Here is a 21,121-nt window from a genome sequence, read left to right as displayed (position 1 = left end):
TTCAGGACGCAGGACGGCACGCGCGCGTGCCGCTCACGTCAGTGGCTTGGTGAGCTTGTGAGTGCCGCTGCCGACGTCCGCCGCCAGGCTGCAGGCGACCTTGTCGATGCCGATCTCGTAGCCGCTGGAGTCCGGGTACTGCACGAGGGTGCCGCGCACGGTCCCCGGGGGCTGCCTGGCCGCCTTGCGTTCCAGTGTTGACGCGCACAGCGTCGAAGCGGCCTTCTTGAGGGCGGCGTCGGTCGAGTAACTGCCGTTGAGTTCGGCCACCTTCACGACTTCGGCGTCGTGCGGCTTGGTGCACGACCGCTTGGCGGCCTGCCCGGGCTGGCCGTCGTTCGTGTCGAAACAGTCGCCCTTCTTCAGCATGTAGTACGGCACTTCGTCGCTCGCGACGGAAGGGAAGAGCGAGGGAAGGTCGCTCGGTACGAGTCCGCTGGGCACCCCCGACGGCAGCGTGGGCAGGACGCTGGGTACTTCCGAAGGCAGGGACGGCAGTTCGGACGGGATGCTCAACGAAGGGCTGGGCGAGCGGCGCGGGGTCCCGCTGCTCTCAGTGGGGGACTTCTTGTCCTGTTCGCCGTCACCGCCGGTGGCCACGACGGCCACGGCGACGATGGCGGCGACGGCCACGATCACGGCGAGCACGAGGAACAGAGTGGGGCGGCGCCGTCCACCACCACGATGGCCCCCGGGTCCGCCGGGCGGTCCAGGAGGCGGCGGTGGCTGCCAGCCTCCGCCGCCCTGCCCGAAACCATCAGGAGGCGGACCATAGCCGCCTGGTGGAGGTCCGTAGCCTCCGGACGGGGGTTCGTAACCTCCGTAGGGGGGTCCGTACCCTGCGGACGGAGGGCCGAAGCCACCGCCTCCAGGAGGTGGCGTGTCTCCCGGCGGCCGAGGGGGTTGGGGCGGTACGGGCGGCATGGCCATACCGTCAAGAGTCGCCTCGAACCGGTCATGATGCGACCCCTGCGCGGAAGTTGATACGGACTCATGCCATGGATCGCACGATTCCGGAGTATTCCGCGCAGAGGTCCCGCGAAGAGATTCGGCGCAAAGATTCGGCGCAGAGATCTGCGGAAGGAGAAGTGATCAGCCCCGCGCGCCCAGCAGGTGGTCCATCGCCAGCTGGTCCAGACGCTCGAAGGCCATCCCGCGCGCGGCGGCCGCCTCCACGTCGAAGTCCTCGAAAGCCGCACGGTCGGCGAGCAGCCCCTTCAGACCGTCCGCCGCGGTGGGCTGCGCCAGCTCGTGCAGGCGCGCGGCGCGAAGCGCCTCCTGGACCTCGGGGTCGGCGCGGAAGGCCGCGGAACGCTCCCGCAGGATCAGGTAGTTGCGCATGCAGCCGGCCGCCGACGCCCACACGCCGTCGAGGTCCTCGGTCCGCGGCGGCTTGAAGTCGAAGTGCTTCGGCCCCGCGTAACCGGCGCTCTCCAGGAGGTCGACCAGCCAGAACGCGGCGCGCAGATCGCCCGCCCCGAAGCGCAGGTCCTGGTCGTACTTGATGCCGGACTGGCCGTTGAGGTCGATGTGGAAGAGCTTGCCCGCCCACAGGGCCTGCGCGATGCCGTGCGGGAAGTTCAGCCCGGCCATCTGCTCATGGCCCACCTCGGGGTTGACGCCGTACAGCTCCGGGCGCTCCAGGCGCTCGATGAACGCCAGCGCGTGGCCGACCGTGGGCAGCAGGATGTCGCCGCGCGGCTCGTTCGGCTTCGGCTCGATGGCGAACTTCAGGTCGTAACCCTGGGAGGTCACGTACTCGCCGAGGAGGTCGAAGGCCTCCTTCATGCGGTCGAGGGCGACGCGTACGTCCTTGGCGGCGCCGGACTCGGCGCCCTCCCGGCCACCCCAGGCGACGTACGTCTGAGCGCCCAGCTCGACCGCCAGGTCGATGTTGCGGATCGTCTTGCGCAGCGCGTAGCGGCGTACGTCTCGGTCGTTCGCGGTGAACGCGCCGTCCTTGAAGACGGGGTGCGTGAACAGGTTGGTGGTGGCCATCGGCACCTTCAGACCCGTCGCGTCCAGGGCCTGCCTGAAGCGCTTGATGTGCGACTCGCGCTCACTGTCCGAGGACCCGAAGGGGATGAGGTCGTCGTCGTGGAAGGTCACTCCGTAGGCACCGAGCTCGGCCAGGCGCTGCACCGACTCGACGGGGTCCAGGGCGCGCCGCGTGGCGTCGCCGAACGGGTCCCTTCCCTGCCAGCCGACGGTCCACAGGCCGAAGGTGAACCTGTCCTCGGGGGTGGGCTGATAGTTCATACCGCGGCTCCTTGCTGGCTCCGACTATTTCGTCATGGCGGTTAACAAATTAGTATGCGGACACGTCTCTGGGAAGAGACGAAGTGCGAAAACCGGGCCGCGCCGGTCCGGGAGCCCCCCAACCAGACAGATCCCGCGGAGCCGCGGAAGAGGGAGAACCCGATGTCAGCAGCCGAGGGTCCGCTCGTCGTCGGGGTGGACACATCCACCCAGTCCACCAAGGCCCTGGTCGTCGACGCATCGACCGGTCAGGTGGTGGCGAGCGGGCAGGCGCCGCACACCGTTTCCACGGGAGCGGGCCGGGAGAGCGACCCCCGACAGTGGTGGGACGCGCTCCGCGAGGCGCTGCACCAGTGCGGTGACGCGGCGCACGAGGCCGCGGCGGTGTCGATCGGCGGCCAGCAGCACGGGCTCGTCACGCTCGACGCCCAGGGCGATCCCGTACGCCCGGCTCTGCTGTGGAACGACGTACGCTCGGCGCCGCAGGCGCGTCGGCTGGTCGAGGAGCTGGGCGGCCCGAAGGCCTGGGCCGACCGGACCGGCAGTGTGCCGGGCCCGTCCTTCACCGTCACGAAATGGGCCTGGCTGGCCGAGAACGAACCGGACGCCGTCCGCGCCACCGCGGCCGTACGCCTCCCCCACGACTACCTCACCGAACGCCTCACCGGACAGGGCACGACCGACCGCGGCGATGCCTCCGGTACGGGCTGGTGGGCGTCCGGGACCGAGACGTACGACGAAGAGGTCCTCGCGCATGTCGGGCTCGCCCCTGCCCTGCTCCCCCGCGTCGTCCGCCCCGGCGAGGTGGCCGGGACCGTGCACGCCGACGCCGACCTGCCGTTCTCCAGGGGCACCCTGGTCGCCGCCGGCACCGGCGACAACGCGGCCGCGGCGCTCGGCCTCGGGCTGCGCCCCGGCACCGCGGTGCTGAGCCTCGGTACGTCCGGCACGGTGTACGCCGTCTCGGCGAGGCGCCCCGCCGACCCGACCGGCACCGTGGCGGGCTTCGCCGACGCGCGGGGCGACTGGCTGCCGCTGGCCTGCACCCTGAACTGCACCCTCGCCGTCGACCGTGTCGCCGCGCTGCTGGGCCTCGACCGCGAGGCCGTCGAGCCGGGCGCGGGCGTGACGCTGCTCCCCTACCTGGACGGTGAGCGCACGCCGAACCTGCCGCACGCCTCGGGGCTGTTGCACGGACTCCGGCACGACACCACGGGCGGGCAGCTGCTGCAGGCGGCGTACGACGGCGCGGTCCACTCGTTGCTGGGCGCCCTGGACCTGGTGCTCGATGAGGACGCCGACCGCTCCGCTCCGCTGCTGCTGATCGGCGGCGGCGCCCGGGGGACGGCCTGGCAGCAGACCGTACGCCGGCTGTCGGGGCGGCCGGTTCAGTTGCCCGAGGCCAAGGAGCTGGTCGCGCTGGGCGCCGCGGCGCAGGCGGCGGGCCTGCTGACCGGAGAGGACCCGGCCGCGGTCGCCCGGCGCTGGGGCACCGCCCACGGGCCCGTGCTCGACGCCGTGGAACGGGACGAGGAGACGCTCGCGAGGATCACCGGGGTACTCTCCGACGCGGCCCCGCTGCTGGAGCGGGAGCCGGACAGGCACGGACGAGGACGGCCCTGAGGGGATCGGCGCCGGCGGCCCTGAGGGGACCGGAACGGACGAGGGCCGGCCCCAAGGAGCGGCACCGACAAGGACCGACCCGATGGACCGGCCGGACGAGGACTGACGGAGGCATGACCGCACCACTGCACGAGGCTCACCCGACCGGTTCCGGCCGTCGGCTGCCGGACACCCAGCAGGGCATGCGCCGCCGCAACCTCTCCCGGGTCATGCACACCGTCAGCGCCGAGGGGCCGCTGTCGCGTGCCGCCGTCGCCTCGCACATCGGCCTTACTCGCGCTGCCGTGTCGACGCTGGTGGACGAGCTGATCCGCTCGGGGCTCCTCGAAGAGCTGGGCCCCGAGCGGCCCGGCCGGGTGGGGCGGCCGGGCTCGGCCCTCGCCGTCAGCGGGCACGGTCCGGCCGGAATCGGCGCCGAGGTGGGCGTCGACCATCTCGCCGTGTGCGCGGTCGATCTGCGCGGTGCGGTGCGGGCCCGGGCCGTGCGGTACGGCACGAACCGCGGCCGAGCGCCCGAGCCGGTGATCGAGGAGCTGACCGCGCTGGTGCGTCGGGTCATCGCCGAGGCGGAGGGCGAGGGGCTGTGGCCCGCGGGGCTCGCGGTCGCCGTGCCCGGCCTGGTGGCACGCGACGCCCGGACCGTGGTCCGCGCCCCCAACCTCGACTGGCACGACACGGACCTCGGCGCCCTGCTGCCCGGCGAACTGCCGCTGACCGTCGGCAACGAGGCCAACTTCGGCGGTCTCGCGGAACTCTGGCTCGGCGAGGCGACGCCGCGTGACTTTCTGCATGTGTCGGCCGAGATCGGTATCGGCGCGGCGGTGCTCGTGGACGGGCGGCTGTTGCGCGGAACGCGCGGCTTCGCGGGCGAGCTGGGCCATGTGCCGGTGCGTCCGGAGGGACCGGAGTGCCCGTGCGGTGGACGCGGGTGCCTCGAACAGTACGCCGGTGAGGAAGCCGTCCTGCGCGCGGCAGGCTTGGAGCAGGGTGAAGACCGGGTCGGACTGCTGGCGGAGCGCGCCGCCCAGGGCGACACGAAGGTACGGCGTGCCCTGCGCGAAGCCGGAACCGCGCTCGGCATCGCGCTGACCGGGGCGGTCAATCTGCTGGATCCGGAGACTGTCGTGCTGGGGGGAGCGCTGTCCGGTCTCGCGCCCTGGCTGCTGCCGTCGCTGGAACGTGAGTTGGCACGGCGCACGGCGGGTCCCGCCTGTGCCGTGTCCGTCTCGCGGCTGGGGCCCGAGGGTCCGCTGCTGGGCGCGGCGCATTCGGTGGTGCGGGCGGTACTCGACGATCCGGCCGTGGTGTCGGGACGGTCTTGACTTGCTCCTCGGGCTGAAGCCCGAGGATTCTGGCCTTCTCGTCCGTTGCTGTGCCGCTACGCGGCACAGGGTTCGGGCGGGAATCCGTGGCTTCCTGTTTCTTCGCGCTGTGCCGGGACGAGTCCTGGTCTTACCGGCGCTCCGCAGGCTGTCACCGCCCGTCCGGCGGCCGTTTTGACGTTCTTCGCGGCATTGTGGTCCCGGTCGTGGACGGTGCCGCAGGCGGTGCAGGTCCATTCCCGGACGTTCAGGGGCTTGGGGCCGTCTTTGATACCGCAGGCCGAGCAGGTCTGGGAGGTCGGCTCGAACCGGCCGATCTTGACCAGGGTCCGCCCGTACCGGGCCGCCTTGTACTCCAGCATGTTCACGAACGCCGACCATCCGGCGTCATGGACACTCCTGGCCAGCCTGGTGCGCGCGAGTCCTTGGACCGCCAGGTCCTCCACGCCGATCGCTTGGTTGTCGCGGATCAGCTGAGTGGAGAGCCGGTGGTGAAAATCGCGGCGGGCATCGGCCACCTTCGCGTGGGCGCGGGCGACCTTCAGACGGGCCTTGGCCCGGTTCTTCGATCCCTTCTGCTTGCGGGACAGCTCCCGCTGGGCCTTCTTCAGTTTCTTCTCCGCCCGGCGCAGAAACCGAGGAGAGTCGATCTTCGTCCCGTCGGAGAGGACGGCGAAGTGGGTCAGGCCCAGGTCGATGCCGACCGTCTGGTCGGTGCCGGGCATCCGGGCGGCGTCCGCGCCCGGGTCGGTGTCAACGACGAACGAGGCGAAGTACCGTCCGGCCGCGTCCTTGACCACGGTGACCGAGGAGGGCCGCGCGGGCAAGGTCCTCGACCACTTCACCTTCACCGCGCCGATCTTCGGGAGGTTCAGCCTCCCGGAACCAGTGATCGACCAGCGGGCATTGGCCGTGAACCGGATCGACTGACGGCTGTCCTTGCGGGACTTGAAGCGGGGCGCACCGGTCTTCGCGCCCTTACGCTCGCCCTTGAGGGAGGCGAAGAAGTTCTTGTAGGCGGCCTCCGCGTCGCGCAGGGACTGCTGGAGGACGACCGCGGAGACCTCGCCCAGCCAGGACCGCTCGGGTGTCTGCTTGGCCTGGGTGATCAGCTTCTGGGACAGCACACCCGCCGTCGGGAAGGGTTCGCCCGCCCCGCGGGCGTCCTCGCGAGCACGCACGGCATCGTTGAACACGACGCGGGCGCACCCGAACGCCCTGGCCAGCGCGAGGCGTTGGCCAGGTTCCGGGTACAGCCTGAAGGCGTACCGAAGCTGCATGCGGTGATCGTACGAACGAGCGCCGCCCGCTACCAGAGGGAACGTATGAACGGTCGGTACTCCCTTGAAACCAGGCAGGACAGAGCGGGCCGAACGGGGGAGGCGTTGCCCGGCCTCTCCGGATCGGACCCCGTGACGCTCCGCGCCGGCCGTGGTGGCGCCTGCGCTCTCCTGCTCCGCAGGACAGCATCCGTGACGCTCCGCGCCACAGTCACAGATTCGCTTCACCACCGGCCTGAAGGCCGATGCACTGCGAATGAATCCCGGTAGCGGGCGTCCGCGTACGACGAGAAGGCCGCGCCTTGGGACACCTGGCTCCCCTTTGGGCTGGCGAGTCTCTCTTTCGGGTGGCCGAGTTATCCACAGTCCGCGGCTTGTCCACCGCCTCACGCCTCGTCCTTCCTGCCCAACCGGCAAGCGCCGTACCGTAATTCACGCGAGGCGCAGCCGTCGGACCGACGACTGTGTGTCCGGGCGAATCGGGGGGTTCTGATGTCGGGGGAGACGGGTTCAGGACTGCGGCGGGAGGCAGTGGGACCGCGGCGGGAGGCAGTCGGACTACGGCGGGAAGCCGTGGGGCTGCGCGAGGTGCTGTTCATGCACGCCTGCGGCCACGACCTGCATGTCGCCGCCCTGCTCGGCGCCGCCACGCTGCTGGCCCGCGCGCTGCCGCACTGGCGCGGCACGGTGGTGATCGTCGGCCAGCCGGCCGAGGAGACGCTGACCGGCGCGCGCGCCATGCTGGAGGACGGCCTCTACGACCGTTTCGGCCGCCCCGACGCGGTCCTCGCCCAGCACACCGCGCCGCTGCTGGCCGGCATGGTGGCGCACGGTTACGGACAGCCCGTGCTGGCGGGCAGTGTCGGCCTGGACGTCACGCTGCACGGCCGGGGCGGGCACGCCGGGGCGCCGCACCTGACGGTGGACCCCGTGCTCGCCGCCGCCTCGGTGGTGCTGCGGCTGCAGGGAATCGTGTCGCGGGAGAGCGCGCCCGCGGAACAGACCGCCCTCACGGTCGGTTCGCTCCACGCCGGAACGCACAGCAGCGTCGTACCGGACAGCGCCTCACTCGGTATCACCGTGCGCGCGCTGTCCCCGGCGTCCCTGGACCGCGTCGTGACGGCCGTCGAGCGGGTCGTACGGGCCGAGTCGGCCGCGTCGGGCTGCCCACGCGATCCCGAGATCACGGTGGTCTCGCGCTCCCCGGTCACTCTGCCGGACGGGGAGGTGACCGCGGCCGTACGAGAAGCACATGGTGAGGCGCTAGGTATTGAGCGCATCGTGCCGTGGGCGCCGTCCATGGCGACCGAGGACTTCGGTCTGCACGGGGATGCCGGGCGGGAGATCCACGGCTGCGCGGGAGTTCCGCTCGGATACTGGATGGTCGGGGTGGTGGGCCCGCGCCAATGGGCCGCGAACGCCGACGCGATTCCCGGCGCGAACACCGCGGAGCGCCTCGCGGCCCTGCCGGCCAACCACTCGCCCGAGTTCGCCCCCCATCTGCCGCTCGCGCTGCCCTCGGCGACAACGGCGCTGACCACGGCCGCGCTGACCGTGCTGGGCAGGAACATCTCAGACGAACCCGGCACCAACAGAGTTCAGGTCTGACCTCGATCACAAGCGGCTTCATCATCGCCGTGTGCTCGTCCACGAGGAACGAAGCCGGGTGTCCGTGCGCTCCGGCCGCGCGAAGCGGAGTCAGCCACGCGAGACTGGAAGCGCGACCGAACAGGAGCGACGCGGGAGCAGGCGGACGATGATGGATCGATCGGCGGACCACACGCGCCGCGCGGCGGAAACAGCGCCAGGTGCGGAGGGCTGTGCCTCGCTCCTCGTCGACGAGGCGGGCAGGGTCGTCGGGTGGGACCCGGCCGCCGAACGACTCCTGGGCTATCCGGCACAGCGCGTGGTCGGCCGGCCGGTTACGGAACTGCTGGCCGAAACCGCGTCTGAGGCCCCCGCACCTGCCGACGCCATGCTCAAACACAGCGACGGAAGCCTCATCGGCTGCCGGGTCCGCGTGCGCCGCGCGCAGGAAGGACCCGCCGGGGCGTGCTGGAGAGTGGCACTGACCCCGAGCACGGAGGACGCCTCCCAGGCGGCGGAGGTCACTTCCCGGGTAGCGGAGGGCGCTTACCGGGCAGCGGAGGAAGCGTCCCGGGCAGGGGAGGAAGCGTCCCAGGCAGGGGAGGAAGCGTCTCGGGCCATAGACCGGGCTCTGCTGGACGCCCTCTTCACTCGCTCGCCGATCGGATTGTTCGTGCTCGATCCTCAGCTTCGCCTCATGCGGTACAACACCGCCGCCGCGGGCATGCCGGGGCTTGGATCAAAGCCGGCGCTGGGGTTGCGCCCCACCGAGGCGTGGCCTCACTTCAGCGCCCGCGTCGCCGAAGAAATGATGACCAAAGTGCTGGAGAGCGGCGAGCCGGAACTCGCCTTCGAAAAGCGTGGCCGGCCTCCCGGTGACCTGGAGCATGAGCACGTGTACTCGGCCTCCGCATTCCGGCTGGAAGACGAAAACGGCCGCGTTCTCGGCGTGGCCGACACCGTGGTCGACGTCACCGACCGCCACCGCGCTCAGCAGAGGCTTGCCCTGGCCGCCGACGCCGGCGCCCGGATCGGCACCACCCTCGACGCGCTGCACACCGCCGGGGAACTGGCCGAGCTGGTGGTGCCTGACCTGGCCGACAGCGTGGCCGTCGACCTTCTGGAGCCGGTCCTTGCGGGAGAGGACGTACCCCACGTCCCCGGCGAGGCGGGCTGGCCTCTCCTGCGCGCCACATCGCGATCGACCCGGACGAACGCCAAGCCCGGCGCCTACGAAGTCGGTGAGGTCAGTGGCTACCCCAACGCCGCACCGGCTGTCCAGGCACTCACCGACCACCGGCCGCGCCTGGTAGCCGGCCTCGATGCGGACAGCGCATGGGTACGCAGTGATCCCATCCGCGGCCGGCGCATGCTGCAAGAGGGGGTCCACTCGCTGATGGTCGTCCCCCTGGTCGTCCGCGACCACGCCCTGGGCCTGGTGACGTTCTACCGGTGGAAGCCCCGCGGGGCCTTCGACGACGACGACCTCACTCTGGCGCAGGACCTGGCGGGAAGAACCGCTGTCGCCCTGGACAACGCCCGCCGCTACGTCCGCGAACACAACGCCGTACTCACGCTGCAGCGCGGCATGCTGCCCCACACCCTCCCCTCCCCCAGCACGATCCAAGCGGCACACCACATCGTGCTCTCCGGCGCGGGAGGCGACTGGACCGATGTCCTCGCCCTTCCCGGAGCCCGCGTAGCCCTCGTGACCGGCCACACTCCAGGCCGGGGCATGCGCACGGCAGCCACGATGGGACGGCTGCGCACAGCAGTTCAGACGCTGGCCGGCCTGGACCTGGCCCCGGACGAGATCATGGCTCGCCTCGACGATCTCGTACAGCACATGGACGCAGAGAACGCGGAGGACTCCGGCCCCACAGCGGACACCCTCGCCGGAACCGCCTGCCTCTACCTGGTCTACGACCCCATCACCCGCCAGTGCACCATGACCGCGGCCGGACCGGTCGGGCTGGCTGTGGTCCAGCCCGACGGCACGGTGACCTTCCCGGAGATCCCGGCCGGCGCACCACTTGGCCGGCCCGGGCCACCCTTCGCCAAGAGCAAGGCGGACCTGCCGGAGGGAAGCCGCCTGGTGCTGTTCACGCCCGGCCTCCTGCAGTCCTTCCCCGAGGACGTCGGGCACACGGTGCTTGCCCGCCTGCTGGCCTCATCCGCCGAGTCCCCTGAGGATCTGTGTCTGAGCCTCACCGAGGAGCTGGTTCCGGTCGATCCGCCGGAAGACGCCGCGGTCCTGGTCGCGGACACCCCGGCCCTGGACCCCACGCGTGTCGCCGACTGGCAACTGCCCTCCGACCCCGCGGCCGTCGCCACGGCTCGCTCCCTCGCCGCCCGCCAGCTCCAGATCTGGGCGCTGGACGACGAGGCCTTTGCCACCGAGCTCATCGTCAGCGAGCTGGTCACCAATGCCATTCGGTATGCCCAGCCACCCATACGTCTGCGCCTGATCCATGATCGCCGGCTGACCTGCGAAGTCTCCGACGGCAGCAGCGCCGCACCACACCTGCGCCACGCCCGGACCACCGACGAGGGCGGCCGCGGCCTTCTTCTGGTTTCCCAGTTCGCCGAGCGATGGGGCACCCGCTACGAGGACCGGGGCAAGGTCATCTGGGCCGAGCAGCCCCTCGCCACGGCAACGTGACCGCGAGCCCGCCCGTGCGATGCCGGAGCGGCACCGACGACGACCCGAGACCGAGAGTTCACGACCCGAGACCTGGAGTCCGGCCCGGAATCAGGTGGACCTGGGCGGTGTGATCCACCCCAGCGATCGCTCGACGGCCCGCTGCCAGTTGTCGTATTCCGACTCCCGCCGCTCGGGGTCCATGTCCGGCAGCCATTGGGCGGCCATGTGCCAGTTGCGGCGCAGGACTTCCAGATCCGGCCAGTAACCGGCGGCGAGCCCGGCGGCGTAGGCGGCGCCGAGGGAGACCGTCTCGGCGACCATGGGCCGCACCACGGGCACGTCGAGGACGTCGGCCACGAACTGCATGAGCAGGTTGTCCGCTGTCATGCCGCCGTCCACCTTGAGCTGCTTCAGGGCCACCGAGGAGTCGGCGTTCATGGCGTCGACGACCTCCCGCGTCTGCCAGCCGGTGGCCTCCAGGACGGCTCGGGCCAGGTGTCCCTTGGTGATGTACGAGGTCAGGCCGACGATGACACCGCGTGCGTCGCTGCGCCAGTGGGGGGCGAACAGACCGGAGAACGCGGGGACGATGTAGCAGCCGCCGTTGTCCTCGACGGTCCGCGCGAGCGTCTCGATCTCCGGCGCTCTGCTGATCAGTCCCAGACGGTCACGGAACCACTGGACGAGCGAGCCGGTGACGGCGATCGATCCTTCCAGGGCGTAGACCGGCCGCTGGTCCCCGATCTTGTAGGCGACGGTCGTGAGGAGTCCGTGCCGGGACCGTACGACATCGGTTCCGGTGTTGAGCAGCAGGAAGCTGCCCGTTCCGTACGTGCACTTCGCCTCGCCCGGGGAGAAACAGGTCTGGCCGAACAGGGCGGCCTGCTGGTCACCGAGGGCGGCCGTGATACGGACGCCTGGCAGGACCGAGGTGGCTTCGCCGTAGCTCTCGGCCGAGGACCGGATCTCGGGCAGCATGGTGCGGGGAATCCCGAAGAACGCCAGAAGCTCCTCGTCCCAGGTGAGCGTGCGGATGTTCATCAGCATGGTGCGGCTGGCGTTGGTGGCGTCGGTGATGTGCAGGCCGCCGTCCGTGCCCCCGGTGAGGTTCCAGATCAGCCAGCTCTCCATCGTGCCGAACAGCACCTCGCCGTCCTTGGCACGTTGCTCCAGTCCATTGACATGGTCGAACAGCCAGCGGATCCGCGGCGCCGAGAAATAGGTCGAGGGGGGCAGGCAGCAGCGCTCGAGGAAGAACTCATCTCCGGGTTGGTGTCTCAGCTCCTCGACGAGCGGTGCCGTGCGGGTGTCCTGCCAGACGATCGCCCTGCTCAGCGGGGCACCCGTCCGCCGGTCCCAGAGCACCGTCGTCTCCCGCTGGTTGGCCATACCGATGGCGGCTATTTCTTCCGCGCCGACGTCGACGTCGGACAGAGCCTCGGGCACGACGCGCCGCAGATTGCGCCAGATCTCGACGGCGTCGTGCTCGACCCAGCCGGGCTTGGGGAAGTACTGCTGATGCTCCCGCTGGGCGACCGACACCAGCCGCCCATGGTGGTCGAACAGAATGCATCGGGTGGAGTTGGTGCCCTGATCGATGGACATCACATACCGTTCAACCATGATCGGGTCTGCCTTCCGATGTGTCGTGGAGGCGGCGGGATTACCAGCGAGATGCGCCCAAGTCCCTGGAGATCGCCCGTGCGGCCTCGCGGAGCAGGGTGATCAGGCTCGGCCGGGGACGGCCTTGGCCGTCACAGACCCGCTCGACCGGGCCGGACAGTCCAATCGCGCCCACCACGAGGCCGCCGTGCCCTCGGATCGGCGCCGCGATGCCGGCTTCGCCCATGCTCATTTCCTGGACCTCGGCGGCCCATCCGAGTTCCCGGACCTCCGCGAGCGCCCGGCCGAATTCCTCCGGGACGACCAGGGTGTGCCGGGTGTACGCCTCCAGTCCGGCCTCCAGGACCGGCTCGAGGGGCGTTACCCCGAAGGCCAGCAGGACCTTGCCGAGCGAGGAGGCGTGCAGGGGCAGCAGCGCGCCCACGTCCAGGGTCTGCAGGGTGTCGTCCGGCCGGAACACGTGGTGGACGACGAGGACCTTGCCCTCCAGAGGGGTGCCCAGGCGGACCGCTTCCCCACTACGGGCGGCCAGGGCATCGGCCCAGTTGATGGAGCGCGACCGCAGCTCGTTGACGTCGAGGTAGCTGGTGCCGAGGTGCAGGAGAGCGGCCCCGAGCTGGTACTTTCCGGTCGCCTCGTCCTGCTCCACGAAATCCACGTGCTGCAGGGTACGCAGAATGCCGTGGGCGGTGCCCTTCGCCAGGCCGAGCGACGCCGCAACCTCGCCGAGTCCGAGTCGGCGGGGCCCACCAGCGAGCAGACGCAAGATCGCCGCCGCCCGTTCGATCGACTGGACTGGGCCGGCCATGAACCGATCCTAGTGCCGCCATGGCCAGCCCGCTTTACTCGCAGACATCCCATGTGGCACCGAATGACCCTTGCGTTCGGTAATGGCGACCGTCGTTCATTGACCGGCCTCGCTTCGCTACCTAACGTGCGCTGAGGCCCGGAAACGTGGGCTCAGCCCGGCGTCCGGACGGCTAGCACCGGAGGAGAGCACATGGCGCCACAGCTCAATACGATGCTTCGGGAAGCGGCCGAATACATCTGCCCGCTGCAGCACACCCCCGGAGCCGTCTCGGTCCTACGCCGACGTGTAGGGGCGCTCCTCTCCGACTGGAACGTGTCCCCGGACATCGCCGAGGACGCGCTCCTGGTGGTGTCGGAGCTGCTCACCAACGCGATCGTCCACGCGCTGCCCCCGGCGGAACTGCGGCTGTCATGGGTCAGGGGCGACGGGCCGAGCACCCTCCGCGTCGAGGTCACCGACGAGGGACCCGCGCTCACGGCGGGGCAGTCCCCCGCCGGGATCGACCCGGACGAGCACGGCCGGGGCATGGAAATCGTCCACGCGCTGGCGACTCGGCACGGCATACACGTCCACTCGGGCGGGATTACCCGGTGGGCCGAGCTCGTCGCGGTCTGAGAACGCGCGGCTCGTCCGTGACGATGCCCGGCCCGGGACTCCTTCACCCGCTGCGCGGCGCAGGTTCGTACGACTCGGAGGACTCCTCGGTCCGTGCCACGCACAGAGCCCAGATGACGAACCCCGAGAGAGCGATCATCACGACCGACCAGACGGGGTAGGACGGCAGGGAGAGGAAGTTGGCGATGATGACGAGTCCGGCGATGGTCACGCCGAGGACGCGCGCCCACATCGCCGACTGGAAGAGCCCGAGGCTGACGATCACGGCGACCACACCCAAGGAGAGGTGGAGCCAGCCCCAGCCGGTGAGGTCGAACTGGAAGAGGTAGTTCTCGGTCGTGACCCAGACCTCGTCCTGGGCGATCGCGCTGATGCCCCGGAGGATGGCGAGCACACCGGTAATCATGAGCATGACTGCGGCGAAGGCCATCAGGCCCACGGCCCATTGCTGTTTCGTGGCGTGCACGTGCGTGGTGTGTGACCCGGTCATGGTGCGGCCTCGTTTCGTGTCGTCCGGTGTACTCAGTGACTGGAGGTGGGGGTGCCGGAGCTGGGGGTGCCGGAGCTGGGGGTGGAGGTGCCGGAGCCGCCGGCGGGACCGTGGCCGCTCAGGACCAGTTCCTTCACCCTGCGGAACTCCTCGTCCGTGATGTCGCCGCGGGCGCGGATCTCGGACAGCTTGGCCAGTTCGTCGACGCTGCTGGGCGCGGCCTTGGCACCCGCGGTCTCCCGGATGTACCGGTCGAAGGCCTCCTGCTGCTCGCGCGCCAGCGCGGTCTCCCGGCGGCCCATGTCCTTGCCGCGCGCGACCACGTAGATGAAGACGCCCAGGAAGGGCAGCAGGATGACGAGCGCCAGCCAGCCGGCCTTGGCCCAGCCGCCCTGGCCGTCGTCACGGAAGATGTCGACGACGACGCGGAAGAGCAGGATGAACCACATGATCCACAGGAAGAACCACAGCAGGGTCCAGAAGGCGCTCAGCAGCGGATAGTCGTACGCGAGGTAGGTCTGCGCGCTCATGTCTCTCCTCCGTCCCGAGCCTTCGCCCGGCGGCCTTTCTGTGCCGCCCTCAGCATGCGCACGGCAACGAGGGGGCGGCCTCACCCGAGGCGGGTGAGTGTCGGCCTTGCCCGCCGGGCGAGGCGAGCCCGACCACCACTCGGGCGCCGGTCCCGGTCACTCCGGCAGTTGGCGCATCTCCACGACGCGCAGTCCCAGCGACCGGCAGCGGGCCAGCAGCCCGTACAGGTGCGCCTCGTCGACGACCGGGCCGAACAGCACGGTCTGACCGGACATCACGACGTGGTCCAGCTCCGGGAAGGCTTTGGCCAGCGTCTCCGACATGTGACCGTCGACGCGGATCTCGTAGCGCATGAGCTGCTCTCCCGAGGCGCCCTGGGGACAGGCGGACTGCACCTTCCCTGCGATCCTCCGCCTCGGCGCGTCGTCCGGCCTCACCCTGAACAGGTGAGCCGTCGCAGGGCACGCCGACTACCTGGGGCAACGCTTCAGGGCTCGTCAACACGCAAGACGATCACGAACGAGATGATCAACAGGTTCACAGCAACCCCAGCTCGCGCGCACGGCGCACCGCGTCGTTGCGCCGGTTCACCGCCAGCTTCCGGTAGACGCTCTTGAGGTGCGTCTTCACCGTGTTCGCCGACACGAAGAGGTCGGCGGCGATCTCTTCCGTCGACATCATCTGGGCCAGCCGCTGGAGCACATCGCGCTCGCGCCCGCTCAGCTCCTCCACGACGAGCGACGAGGGCCGGGCCTCGGGCCCAGGCGGCTCGCCGTGTCGCGGCGGGCCGGGCGTGAGCCAGCCCTCGGTCAAGCCCTGAAGGGGCGCCGTGCCCAGGAGAGGCCGGATCCACGGTCCGGCTTCGAGGAAGGGACGCCGCAGCCGCTCGCGCCGGGCTTCGAGGAGCGCGTGGGCGACGAGCCTGCGGGCGGTGGCGAAGTCCCCCGCGCCGTCCGCGGCCTGCGCCCGCACGAGTGCGGCCCGTACGGCCACCGCCGGACCGGTGCGGCCGTCGGTGCGGAGACTGTCGATCCTGTCGATCGCCGCGACGCGATCCCCCGCGGCGAGCTGGGCCCGCGCCACCTCCACGGCACACGCCGGCGGGTCGTCGGGCATCTGCCGCAGCACCTTGGCGGCCATGTCCGGGCGGCCGTCGCCCAGGTGGGCGGCGCACGCGACCAGAGCCGCGTGGGCGTCTGCCCAGGGCGAGGGCACGTCGGCGGAGACGGCCGGGCCCGCTGCCGCCCGCGCGGCCTGTACGTCGCCTCGGGCCAGCAGCAGGCGCGCCGTCGCGATGGATCGGCACGCCTCCGGTACGGGGTCGCGTAGCGCGGGGCGGGATGCGGCCGCCTCGTCGAGGAGGGCCTTGGCCTGACCCAGTTCGTTCCGGTCGACGGCCACGGCAGCCAGGACCAGCCGCTCGATGCCGGAGCCGGACGGCTGGGGCAGGCTGAACCGCTCCGTCTCGGTCAGTGCCGCCAAGGCCTTGCGCTCGGCCCTGGCGAGCCAGCCGTTCAGATAGTCGATCAGCGCCAGATGGCCCAGGGCCTCCTCCCGGGGCAGCGCCGTCGCACCTCCGCGGGAGGAGCCGATCACCGTGGACAGGGCGGCTCGCGCCTCCTCGAAGCGCCCGGCCCACAGGCGCGTCGAGCCCAGATGGGTGAGCAGGAGAGCGGTGAGTTCGGGATGCTTGTCCAGGAGGTGGGCGGGGATCTCCCGCCGCAGCTCCTCGGCCGCCGCCGCCGCCTCTTCCGCCCGTACGGGAGAACCGGCCAGCCGGGCCGCCAGCGCTTCCAGCAGGGCACAGCTCAGCTGGGCCGCCGCCAGGTCGGGCAGGTCCGTGGACAGCCGCCGCTCGGCACGGTGCAGATGGGCCAGACCGCCGTCGAGGTCGCACCGGAACAGGTCACGGGCCGCGCGGACGAGATCGCTCGCGGGGCTCGTGGCCTCGGGCCCCATCCGGGAGAACAGCTCGGCCAGGTCGTCGGAGCGCAGGCCGGTGAAGAGCTGGCCGATCGCCAGGTCGTCGACGAGGGCACCGGCGGTGAAGTCCCAGTCGCCCGCGGCGGCGCCATGGGCGAGCGTCTCCGGGAGGGATCCGGAACGCCGCAGCCACTGCGCGGCCCGCCGGTGGAGTTCGGGCTCCAGTCCGGGGGACCGCACCCGCAGATGAGCCCGGAGGATCTCCCTGAACAGCGGGTGGAGGCGGTACCACGCGTGCCCGAGGTCCTCGACGAACGCGTTCTCCCGGTGCAGCTCGGCCAGAAGGGCCTCGGCGTCGGTCCGCTCTGTCAGCGCGTTCGCCAGATCCGGACAGAAACGCTCCAGGACGCTGGCACGCAGCAGGAGGTCCTGCGTCTCGACGGTCTGCCGCTTGAGCACCTCGGCCAGCAGATAGTCGGCGACCGTGCTCCGTCCCGCCTCGAACTCCTTCAGGTACGTTTCCGGATCCGGGCTCTCCTGTGCGGCCAGGGCACACAGTCGCAGGCCGGCGGCCCATCCCTGGGTGCGGTCCACCAGAGCGCGCGCGGCCCGCACGGGAAGGCACAGACCATGACGCTCCAGGAGCGCGGCGGCCTCCTCGGGGGTGAAGGCCAGCTCCGCGCCCCTGATCTCGGTCATGTCGCCGGCCGCCCGGTAGCGGTGCAGCGGTAGCAGCGGCTCGGTGCGGGTGACGAGGACCAGGCGCATTCCGTGCCCGGCGTGGTGCAGGACGAATTCCAGCTGCTCCGCGATCTCGGGGGCGGTGACGCGGTCGTACTCGTCGAGCACGACGATCGCGGGCCGGTCATGGCCGCTCAGTTCGGCGGCGAGCCGTGCCAGCAGCTTGCGGTCCACGCTTCTCGCGTCCGCGGGGCATCCGACCCCGCCGGGCACGAGCACGCCGGAGGCGCGCAGGGCCTGGAGCACATACGCCCAGAACATGCCCGGCCCCTGATCCGCCGCGTCGGTGGTGAGCCAGGCGACCGGCTGCTCCAGGCCCGCGGCCCAGTCGGCCACCAGCAGGGTCTTGCCCGCACCGGCCGCGCCGTTGACCATGGTCAACGGCGTCAGAAGAGCCTGGTCGAGATGCCTGACCAGCCGCTCCCGCCGCAGGAATGTGGCGGGTTTCGCCGGCGGGGCGAAACGCGTGCGCAGATACGGGTCTCCCAGGGGATCGACGCACGGAATGGCTGGTCCCGGACCGTTCTCATCGAGTCCCGGACCGTTCTCACCGGCCGGCACGCCCGCACCGATCGGACCGTTCTCACCGATCGGGACGCCCGCACCGATCGGACCGCTCTCGCCGAACGGGCCTCTCTCGCCGAGCGGGCCGTCCCCGTCGATCGGGCCGTCCCCGTCGATCGGGTCGTTCCCATCGTTCGCAGCCACGGCGTTCACCACCACTGTCCGTCAGGTCATGGGCAGCGCTCTCCCTCACTCATGATCCCAGCATTCCCGCAGATACGCGTGCCGCACGGCGCCGAGCGGTCCGCCCGTAGGCCTGGAGGCGCGCCCACAGGCGCGCGTTTTCTGATCCGTTCCCCGGCTCGTCGGCGCGTGGACATCGGCACGGGCCGGTCGTCTGATGCAATTCCCTTGAGTCCTGGAAAAGTTGACGAGACATCAGGGGGCGCTGTGACGCGTCGCATCGGACGGCTCAGAACGGTACTGACGGTCTTCACGGCATGCGCTGCGCTGGCCGGCGCCGCCCTCGCGGGGGCGGTACCGGCCAGCGGCGCGGAGGGTGCCGCCGACGCGGAGGGCGCCACTCAGCTCGCGCCCGGCGTCGAGTACACCGAGTTGGACATCCCGGCGGCCCAGGGGGTGACGCACGCTCACGTGCTCAGCGTCGACCTGCGCAACCCCCATGTGCGCGTCGACCTCCTGTACCCCGGAGCCGTGGCGTCCCGGGCGCCCGTCTCCCAACTGGCCGACACCCGGGGCGCCGTCGCCGCGGTCAACGGCGACTTCTTCAACATCACGGAAACCCAGCATCCGGGGGTCGAGACGACGGGCGCGAGCGTGGGTCCGGCCATCGCGAGCGGGCACCAGCTCAAGGCGGCGGTGCCGAACGGCCAGCGCTTCGGGCCCGCCCTGCCGCCGGGCACGACCACCGAGGACGTGCTGGGCGTGGGCGTCGACCGCAGGGCCCGGCTCGACAGCGTGGCTCTCGAAGGGTCCGTACACAGCCCCGAAGGGCGATGGCCGCTCGGCGGGCTCAATCAGTACGCGCTGCCGGAGGGTTCGATCGGCGCGTTCACCTCGGACTGGGGCAGCGTCTCCCGCGTGCGGGCCACCTGTGGCACGGACACCAACCGGGCCGCGCCCTGTAGTACCGACACCTACGAGGTGACGGTCGAGCGCGGTCGGGTCGTGTCGGCGGCCAACACACCCGGCAACGGTCCCATCGCTCCCGGCACCACGGTTCTGGTGGGCCGCGAGGCGGGCGCCCAGCAGTTGCGGAAACTGCCCGTGGGCGAGCCTGTCGCGGTGCAGCACCGTCTGGTGGCGGAGGCCACCAGGATCCCGTACCGCTTCGCGGTCGGCGGCTACCCGATGCTCGTCGATGGCTCGCCGCTGCCCGGCCTGAACAACACGACCTCGGCGACACGGACCGCCGTGGGCATCTCGCACAGCGGACGCCGTCTGCTGCTCCTCGCCCTCGACGGCGCGCCCGAGTTCCGCACCGGACTCACCATCGCCGAAATCACGGAGACCATGCGGCGGTTGGGCTCCGAGGACGCCTTCAGCCTCGACGGCGGAGGCTCCACCACGATGGTCGCCCGGCAGCCGGGGGCGGACGCCGTCAGCGTCCTGAACCACCCCAGCGGAGGCGCCGAACGCCCCGTCCCGAACGGCATCGGCGTGTTCTCGCGACCGTGAACGACCGTGGCCGCCCCGCCTGTCACGGGCGCAGGCTGCCCACGATTTTCGCCGTCGCTGTGAGCCCTTCGTGGATGGTCGGCGCCATGCTCGTGCTCGCCAGGTAGAAGCCGAGCAGCCCGCAGACCACCGCGTGCGTCGGCTTCAGCCCGCCATTGCGCAGAAAGATCACTGCCAGGATCAGGAGCAACAGCACCACAGAGATGGAAATGGCCATCGTCAACCTCCTCCGCCACGCCCACACCGCAGCTTTCGGCCGCAAGTGTCGCGTAGCGGAGGGTTCGTCCGGGCGGCTGACGTGTCCCCCGAACGAGTGGTGTCCGCGCCGGCTAGTGCGTCGGCTCGTGGGCGTCGAGGAACGCTTCGAGGCCCGCGAGGTCGTCGGTGTTGAGGTGGTCGACGCCGGCGGCGAGCAACTCGGCCCACAGCGCGTCCCGGGCGGAACCCGCCACGTCCGGGGTGGCCCAGAACCGCACCCGCTGGCCGCGCGCGTGCGCCGCCTGGACGATGCCGCGCAGCTTTCGCCGCTCGGCGTCGGGGAAGGAACCGACCCCGAGCCAGGTGAAGTTGAGCGTCCAGTTGTCGCTGATCAGCGGGACGAAGGAGGCGGGCGCGGAGGTGCCGAGGTCGGCGAGCCGGCCGTCATAGAAGGCGCGGCGCACGCTCTGCGCCTCCATGGGCGCACGGGCCGCACGGTCGCCGGAGATCACGGCGGTGACCGGCCCGGGGTACACGCGGCCGTGGGCGTACGTCGTGAACAGGTGCCGGTAGCGCCGCAGATGGCTGTCGAGTTCGAGGTACGCCGACGAGCCCTCGGTCTTGATGTCGATGAGGAGCTGCAGGGACTTGCGGTGGCCCCGGTACACCGAGCCGTGGTTGGCCTTGACGCGGGCGGCCAGGGGGTCGAGGTAGAGGGATTCGAGGGTGCGGGTGGGGTCGAGGTCCGCCGCGTCGTGGGCGACGAGGAGTTGGCCGCCGACGAGGAAGATATCGGCCTCGACGCTGCCGAAGCGATGGTCGAGGGCGTCGAAGAGGGGGCGCGGGTGCTCGTAGTCGTTGTGTGCGTGGGCGCGCCACAGCGGGCGCGGGCCGTGCTTCCACTCGCTGGCCGACGCCCGCGCGGCGGGCAGTACTTGACCGGCGGGCAGCACGACGGCGCCGGCGAGGGCGGCGCCGAGGGTGCCGAGGGCTCTGCGACGGGTGGTGAGGGCCATGTCTGCCTCCCTTTGAGGTGCGCTACGTAACCTCAGCGAGTATGCGGTCCGGGCATGGCCAACAGGCAGTGACGAAAGGGAGTTGGCCGGACCGCCGCTGCGCGTTCACTTCGCGGGGCATGGCGCACGGAAAAGCCCGCCCGAGGCGGGGCGGGCTTTTCGCGGGATCCCCCGGGGCTTGCCTCGGGCTCCCCCCGGGCTTTCCTCCGGGCTTTCCTCCGGTTTCTCCCCGACGTACGTCAGGGAGCGTCTCTGA

17 protein-coding genes are annotated in these 21,121 nt (G+C 71.0%); 6 read left to right on the top strand and 11 right to left on the bottom strand.

The window, feature by feature from the left end; translation table 11 throughout:
• Positions 1 to 33 precede the first annotated feature (33 nt).
• On the bottom strand, positions 34 to 648 hold the full coding sequence (locus tag C4B68_RS43715; protein ID WP_240634577.1) for a hypothetical protein: 615 nt from the start codon (positions 646 to 648) through the stop codon (positions 34 to 36).
• 444 nt (positions 649 to 1,092) lie between these two features.
• Entirely contained in the window at positions 1,093 to 2,259 is a 1,167-nt protein-coding gene (xylA, locus tag C4B68_RS35625) for a xylose isomerase (RefSeq protein ID WP_099503448.1), read from the bottom strand.
• 162 nt (positions 2,260 to 2,421) lie between these two features.
• Here xylA and xylB point away from each other — a divergent pair, with 162 nt between their 5' ends.
• Positions 2,422 to 3,882 carry a xylulokinase gene (xylB, locus tag C4B68_RS35620; RefSeq protein WP_099503450.1) on the top strand — a complete coding sequence of 487 codons (1,461 nt, stop codon included), beginning with the start codon at positions 2,422 to 2,424 and terminating at the stop codon, positions 3,880 to 3,882.
• A gap of 113 nt (positions 3,883 to 3,995) precedes the next feature.
• Positions 3,996 to 5,204, top strand: a complete 1,209-nt coding sequence (locus tag C4B68_RS35615; RefSeq protein ID WP_099503452.1) for an ROK family transcriptional regulator — start codon at positions 3,996 to 3,998, stop codon at positions 5,202 to 5,204.
• Between the two features lie 56 nt (positions 5,205 to 5,260).
• On the opposite strand, the gene C4B68_RS35610 is transcribed toward C4B68_RS35615, so the two are convergent.
• Entirely contained in the window at positions 5,261 to 6,484 is a 1,224-nt protein-coding gene (locus C4B68_RS35610; RefSeq protein ID WP_104880035.1) for an RNA-guided endonuclease InsQ/TnpB family protein, read from the bottom strand.
• Positions 6,485 to 7,057: 573 nt separating this feature from the next.
• Between C4B68_RS35610 and C4B68_RS35605 the strand changes: the two genes are divergently transcribed.
• Positions 7,058 to 8,092, top strand: coding sequence for an amidohydrolase (locus tag C4B68_RS35605; protein ID WP_240634576.1), 1,035 nt, complete (start codon positions 7,058 to 7,060; stop codon positions 8,090 to 8,092).
• 148 nt (positions 8,093 to 8,240) lie between these two features.
• A complete protein-coding gene (locus tag C4B68_RS35600; protein ID WP_240634575.1) occupies positions 8,241 to 10,733 on the top strand; it encodes a SpoIIE family protein phosphatase in 2,493 nt (830 codons plus the stop codon).
• Positions 10,734 to 10,823: 90 nt separating this feature from the next.
• On the opposite strand, the gene glpK is transcribed toward C4B68_RS35600, so the two are convergent.
• Both glpK and C4B68_RS35590 read right to left on the bottom strand, forming a co-directional pair.
• Positions 10,824 to 12,338, bottom strand: a complete 1,515-nt coding sequence (gene glpK / locus C4B68_RS35595; RefSeq protein WP_099505727.1) for a glycerol kinase GlpK — start codon at positions 12,336 to 12,338, stop codon at positions 10,824 to 10,826.
• Between the two features lie 40 nt (positions 12,339 to 12,378).
• A complete protein-coding gene (locus C4B68_RS35590; RefSeq protein ID WP_099505728.1) occupies positions 12,379 to 13,146 on the bottom strand; it encodes an IclR family transcriptional regulator in 768 nt (255 codons plus the stop codon).
• Between the two features lie 192 nt (positions 13,147 to 13,338).
• On the opposite strand from C4B68_RS35590, the gene C4B68_RS35585 reads away from it, so the two are divergent.
• Positions 13,339 to 13,764: an ATP-binding protein gene (locus C4B68_RS35585; protein ID WP_099505729.1), complete on the top strand. Its 426-nt coding sequence runs from the start codon at positions 13,339 to 13,341 to the stop codon at positions 13,762 to 13,764.
• Between the two features lie 43 nt (positions 13,765 to 13,807).
• Here the strand turns inward: C4B68_RS35585 and C4B68_RS35580 are convergent, their stop codons facing one another.
• From C4B68_RS35580 to C4B68_RS35565, 4 genes are all read right to left on the bottom strand, one after another.
• Complete coding sequence (locus tag C4B68_RS35580) at positions 13,808 to 14,254, bottom strand: DUF7144 family membrane protein (RefSeq protein WP_099505730.1); 447 nt, start codon at positions 14,252 to 14,254, stop codon at positions 13,808 to 13,810.
• A gap of 32 nt (positions 14,255 to 14,286) precedes the next feature.
• Positions 14,287 to 14,784, bottom strand: coding sequence for an SHOCT domain-containing protein (locus C4B68_RS35575; RefSeq protein WP_099505731.1), 498 nt, complete (start codon positions 14,782 to 14,784; stop codon positions 14,287 to 14,289).
• A 156-nt stretch (positions 14,785 to 14,940) separates the two neighbouring features.
• Positions 14,941 to 15,138: a hypothetical protein gene (locus C4B68_RS35570; protein WP_099505779.1), complete on the bottom strand. Its 198-nt coding sequence runs from the start codon at positions 15,136 to 15,138 to the stop codon at positions 14,941 to 14,943.
• A 184-nt stretch (positions 15,139 to 15,322) separates the two neighbouring features.
• Positions 15,323 to 18,010 carry a winged helix-turn-helix domain-containing protein gene (locus C4B68_RS35565; protein ID WP_099505780.1) on the bottom strand — a complete coding sequence of 896 codons (2,688 nt, stop codon included), beginning with the start codon at positions 18,008 to 18,010 and terminating at the stop codon, positions 15,323 to 15,325.
• A gap of 393 nt (positions 18,011 to 18,403) precedes the next feature.
• On the opposite strand from C4B68_RS35565, the gene C4B68_RS35560 reads away from it, so the two are divergent.
• Entirely contained in the window at positions 18,404 to 19,651 is a 1,248-nt protein-coding gene (locus tag C4B68_RS35560; protein ID WP_240634574.1) for a phosphodiester glycosidase family protein, read from the top strand.
• Between the two features lie 22 nt (positions 19,652 to 19,673).
• Here the strand turns inward: C4B68_RS35560 and C4B68_RS35555 are convergent, their stop codons facing one another.
• Together C4B68_RS35555 and C4B68_RS35550 are read right to left on the bottom strand one after the other, a co-directional pair.
• Positions 19,674 to 19,868, bottom strand: a complete 195-nt coding sequence (locus tag C4B68_RS35555; protein WP_099505733.1) for a hypothetical protein — start codon at positions 19,866 to 19,868, stop codon at positions 19,674 to 19,676.
• A gap of 112 nt (positions 19,869 to 19,980) precedes the next feature.
• Positions 19,981 to 20,865 (bottom strand): phosphatidylinositol-specific phospholipase C/glycerophosphodiester phosphodiesterase family protein, encoded by an 885-nt coding sequence (locus C4B68_RS35550; protein WP_099505734.1) that lies wholly within the window; start codon positions 20,863 to 20,865, stop codon positions 19,981 to 19,983.
• Between the last annotated feature and the right edge of the window lie 256 nt (positions 20,866 to 21,121).

The organism is Streptomyces dengpaensis (genome assembly GCF_002946835.1).
In the GTDB taxonomy this organism is placed as follows: Bacteria; Actinomycetota; Actinomycetes; order Streptomycetales; family Streptomycetaceae; genus Streptomyces; species Streptomyces dengpaensis.
The sequence above is the reverse complement of the archived record's forward strand: the minus strand, read 5'-3'. Positions and strand labels throughout refer to the sequence as shown.

What these genes read in the sequence shown, in the direction of transcription:
- xylA (WP_099503448.1), bottom strand. Translation starts at nt 2,259, where the DNA reads ATGAACTATCAGCCCACCCCCGAGGACAGGTTCACCTTCGGCCTGTGG.
- xylB (WP_099503450.1), top strand. Translation starts at nt 2,422, where the DNA reads ATGTCAGCAGCCGAGGGTCCGCTCGTCGTCGGGGTGGACACATCCACC.
- C4B68_RS35615 (WP_099503452.1), top strand. Translation starts at nt 3,996, where the DNA reads ATGACCGCACCACTGCACGAGGCTCACCCGACCGGTTCCGGCCGTCGG.
- C4B68_RS35610 (WP_104880035.1), bottom strand. Translation starts at nt 6,484, where the DNA reads ATGCAGCTTCGGTACGCCTTCAGGCTGTACCCGGAACCTGGCCAACGC.
- C4B68_RS35600 (WP_240634575.1), top strand. Translation starts at nt 8,241, where the DNA reads ATGATGGATCGATCGGCGGACCACACGCGCCGCGCGGCGGAAACAGCG.
- glpK (WP_099505727.1), bottom strand. Translation starts at nt 12,338, where the DNA reads ATGGTTGAACGGTATGTGATGTCCATCGATCAGGGCACCAACTCCACC.
- C4B68_RS35590 (WP_099505728.1), bottom strand. Translation starts at nt 13,146, where the DNA reads ATGGCCGGCCCAGTCCAGTCGATCGAACGGGCGGCGGCGATCTTGCGT.
- C4B68_RS35585 (WP_099505729.1), top strand. Translation starts at nt 13,339, where the DNA reads ATGGCGCCACAGCTCAATACGATGCTTCGGGAAGCGGCCGAATACATC.
- C4B68_RS35580 (WP_099505730.1), bottom strand. Translation starts at nt 14,254, where the DNA reads ATGACCGGGTCACACACCACGCACGTGCACGCCACGAAACAGCAATGG.
- C4B68_RS35575 (WP_099505731.1), bottom strand. Translation starts at nt 14,784, where the DNA reads ATGAGCGCGCAGACCTACCTCGCGTACGACTATCCGCTGCTGAGCGCC.
- C4B68_RS35570 (WP_099505779.1), bottom strand. Translation starts at nt 15,138, where the DNA reads ATGCGCTACGAGATCCGCGTCGACGGTCACATGTCGGAGACGCTGGCC.
- C4B68_RS35555 (WP_099505733.1), bottom strand. Translation starts at nt 19,868, where the DNA reads ATGGCCATTTCCATCTCTGTGGTGCTGTTGCTCCTGATCCTGGCAGTG.
- C4B68_RS35550 (WP_099505734.1), bottom strand. Translation starts at nt 20,865, where the DNA reads ATGGCCCTCACCACCCGTCGCAGAGCCCTCGGCACCCTCGGCGCCGCC.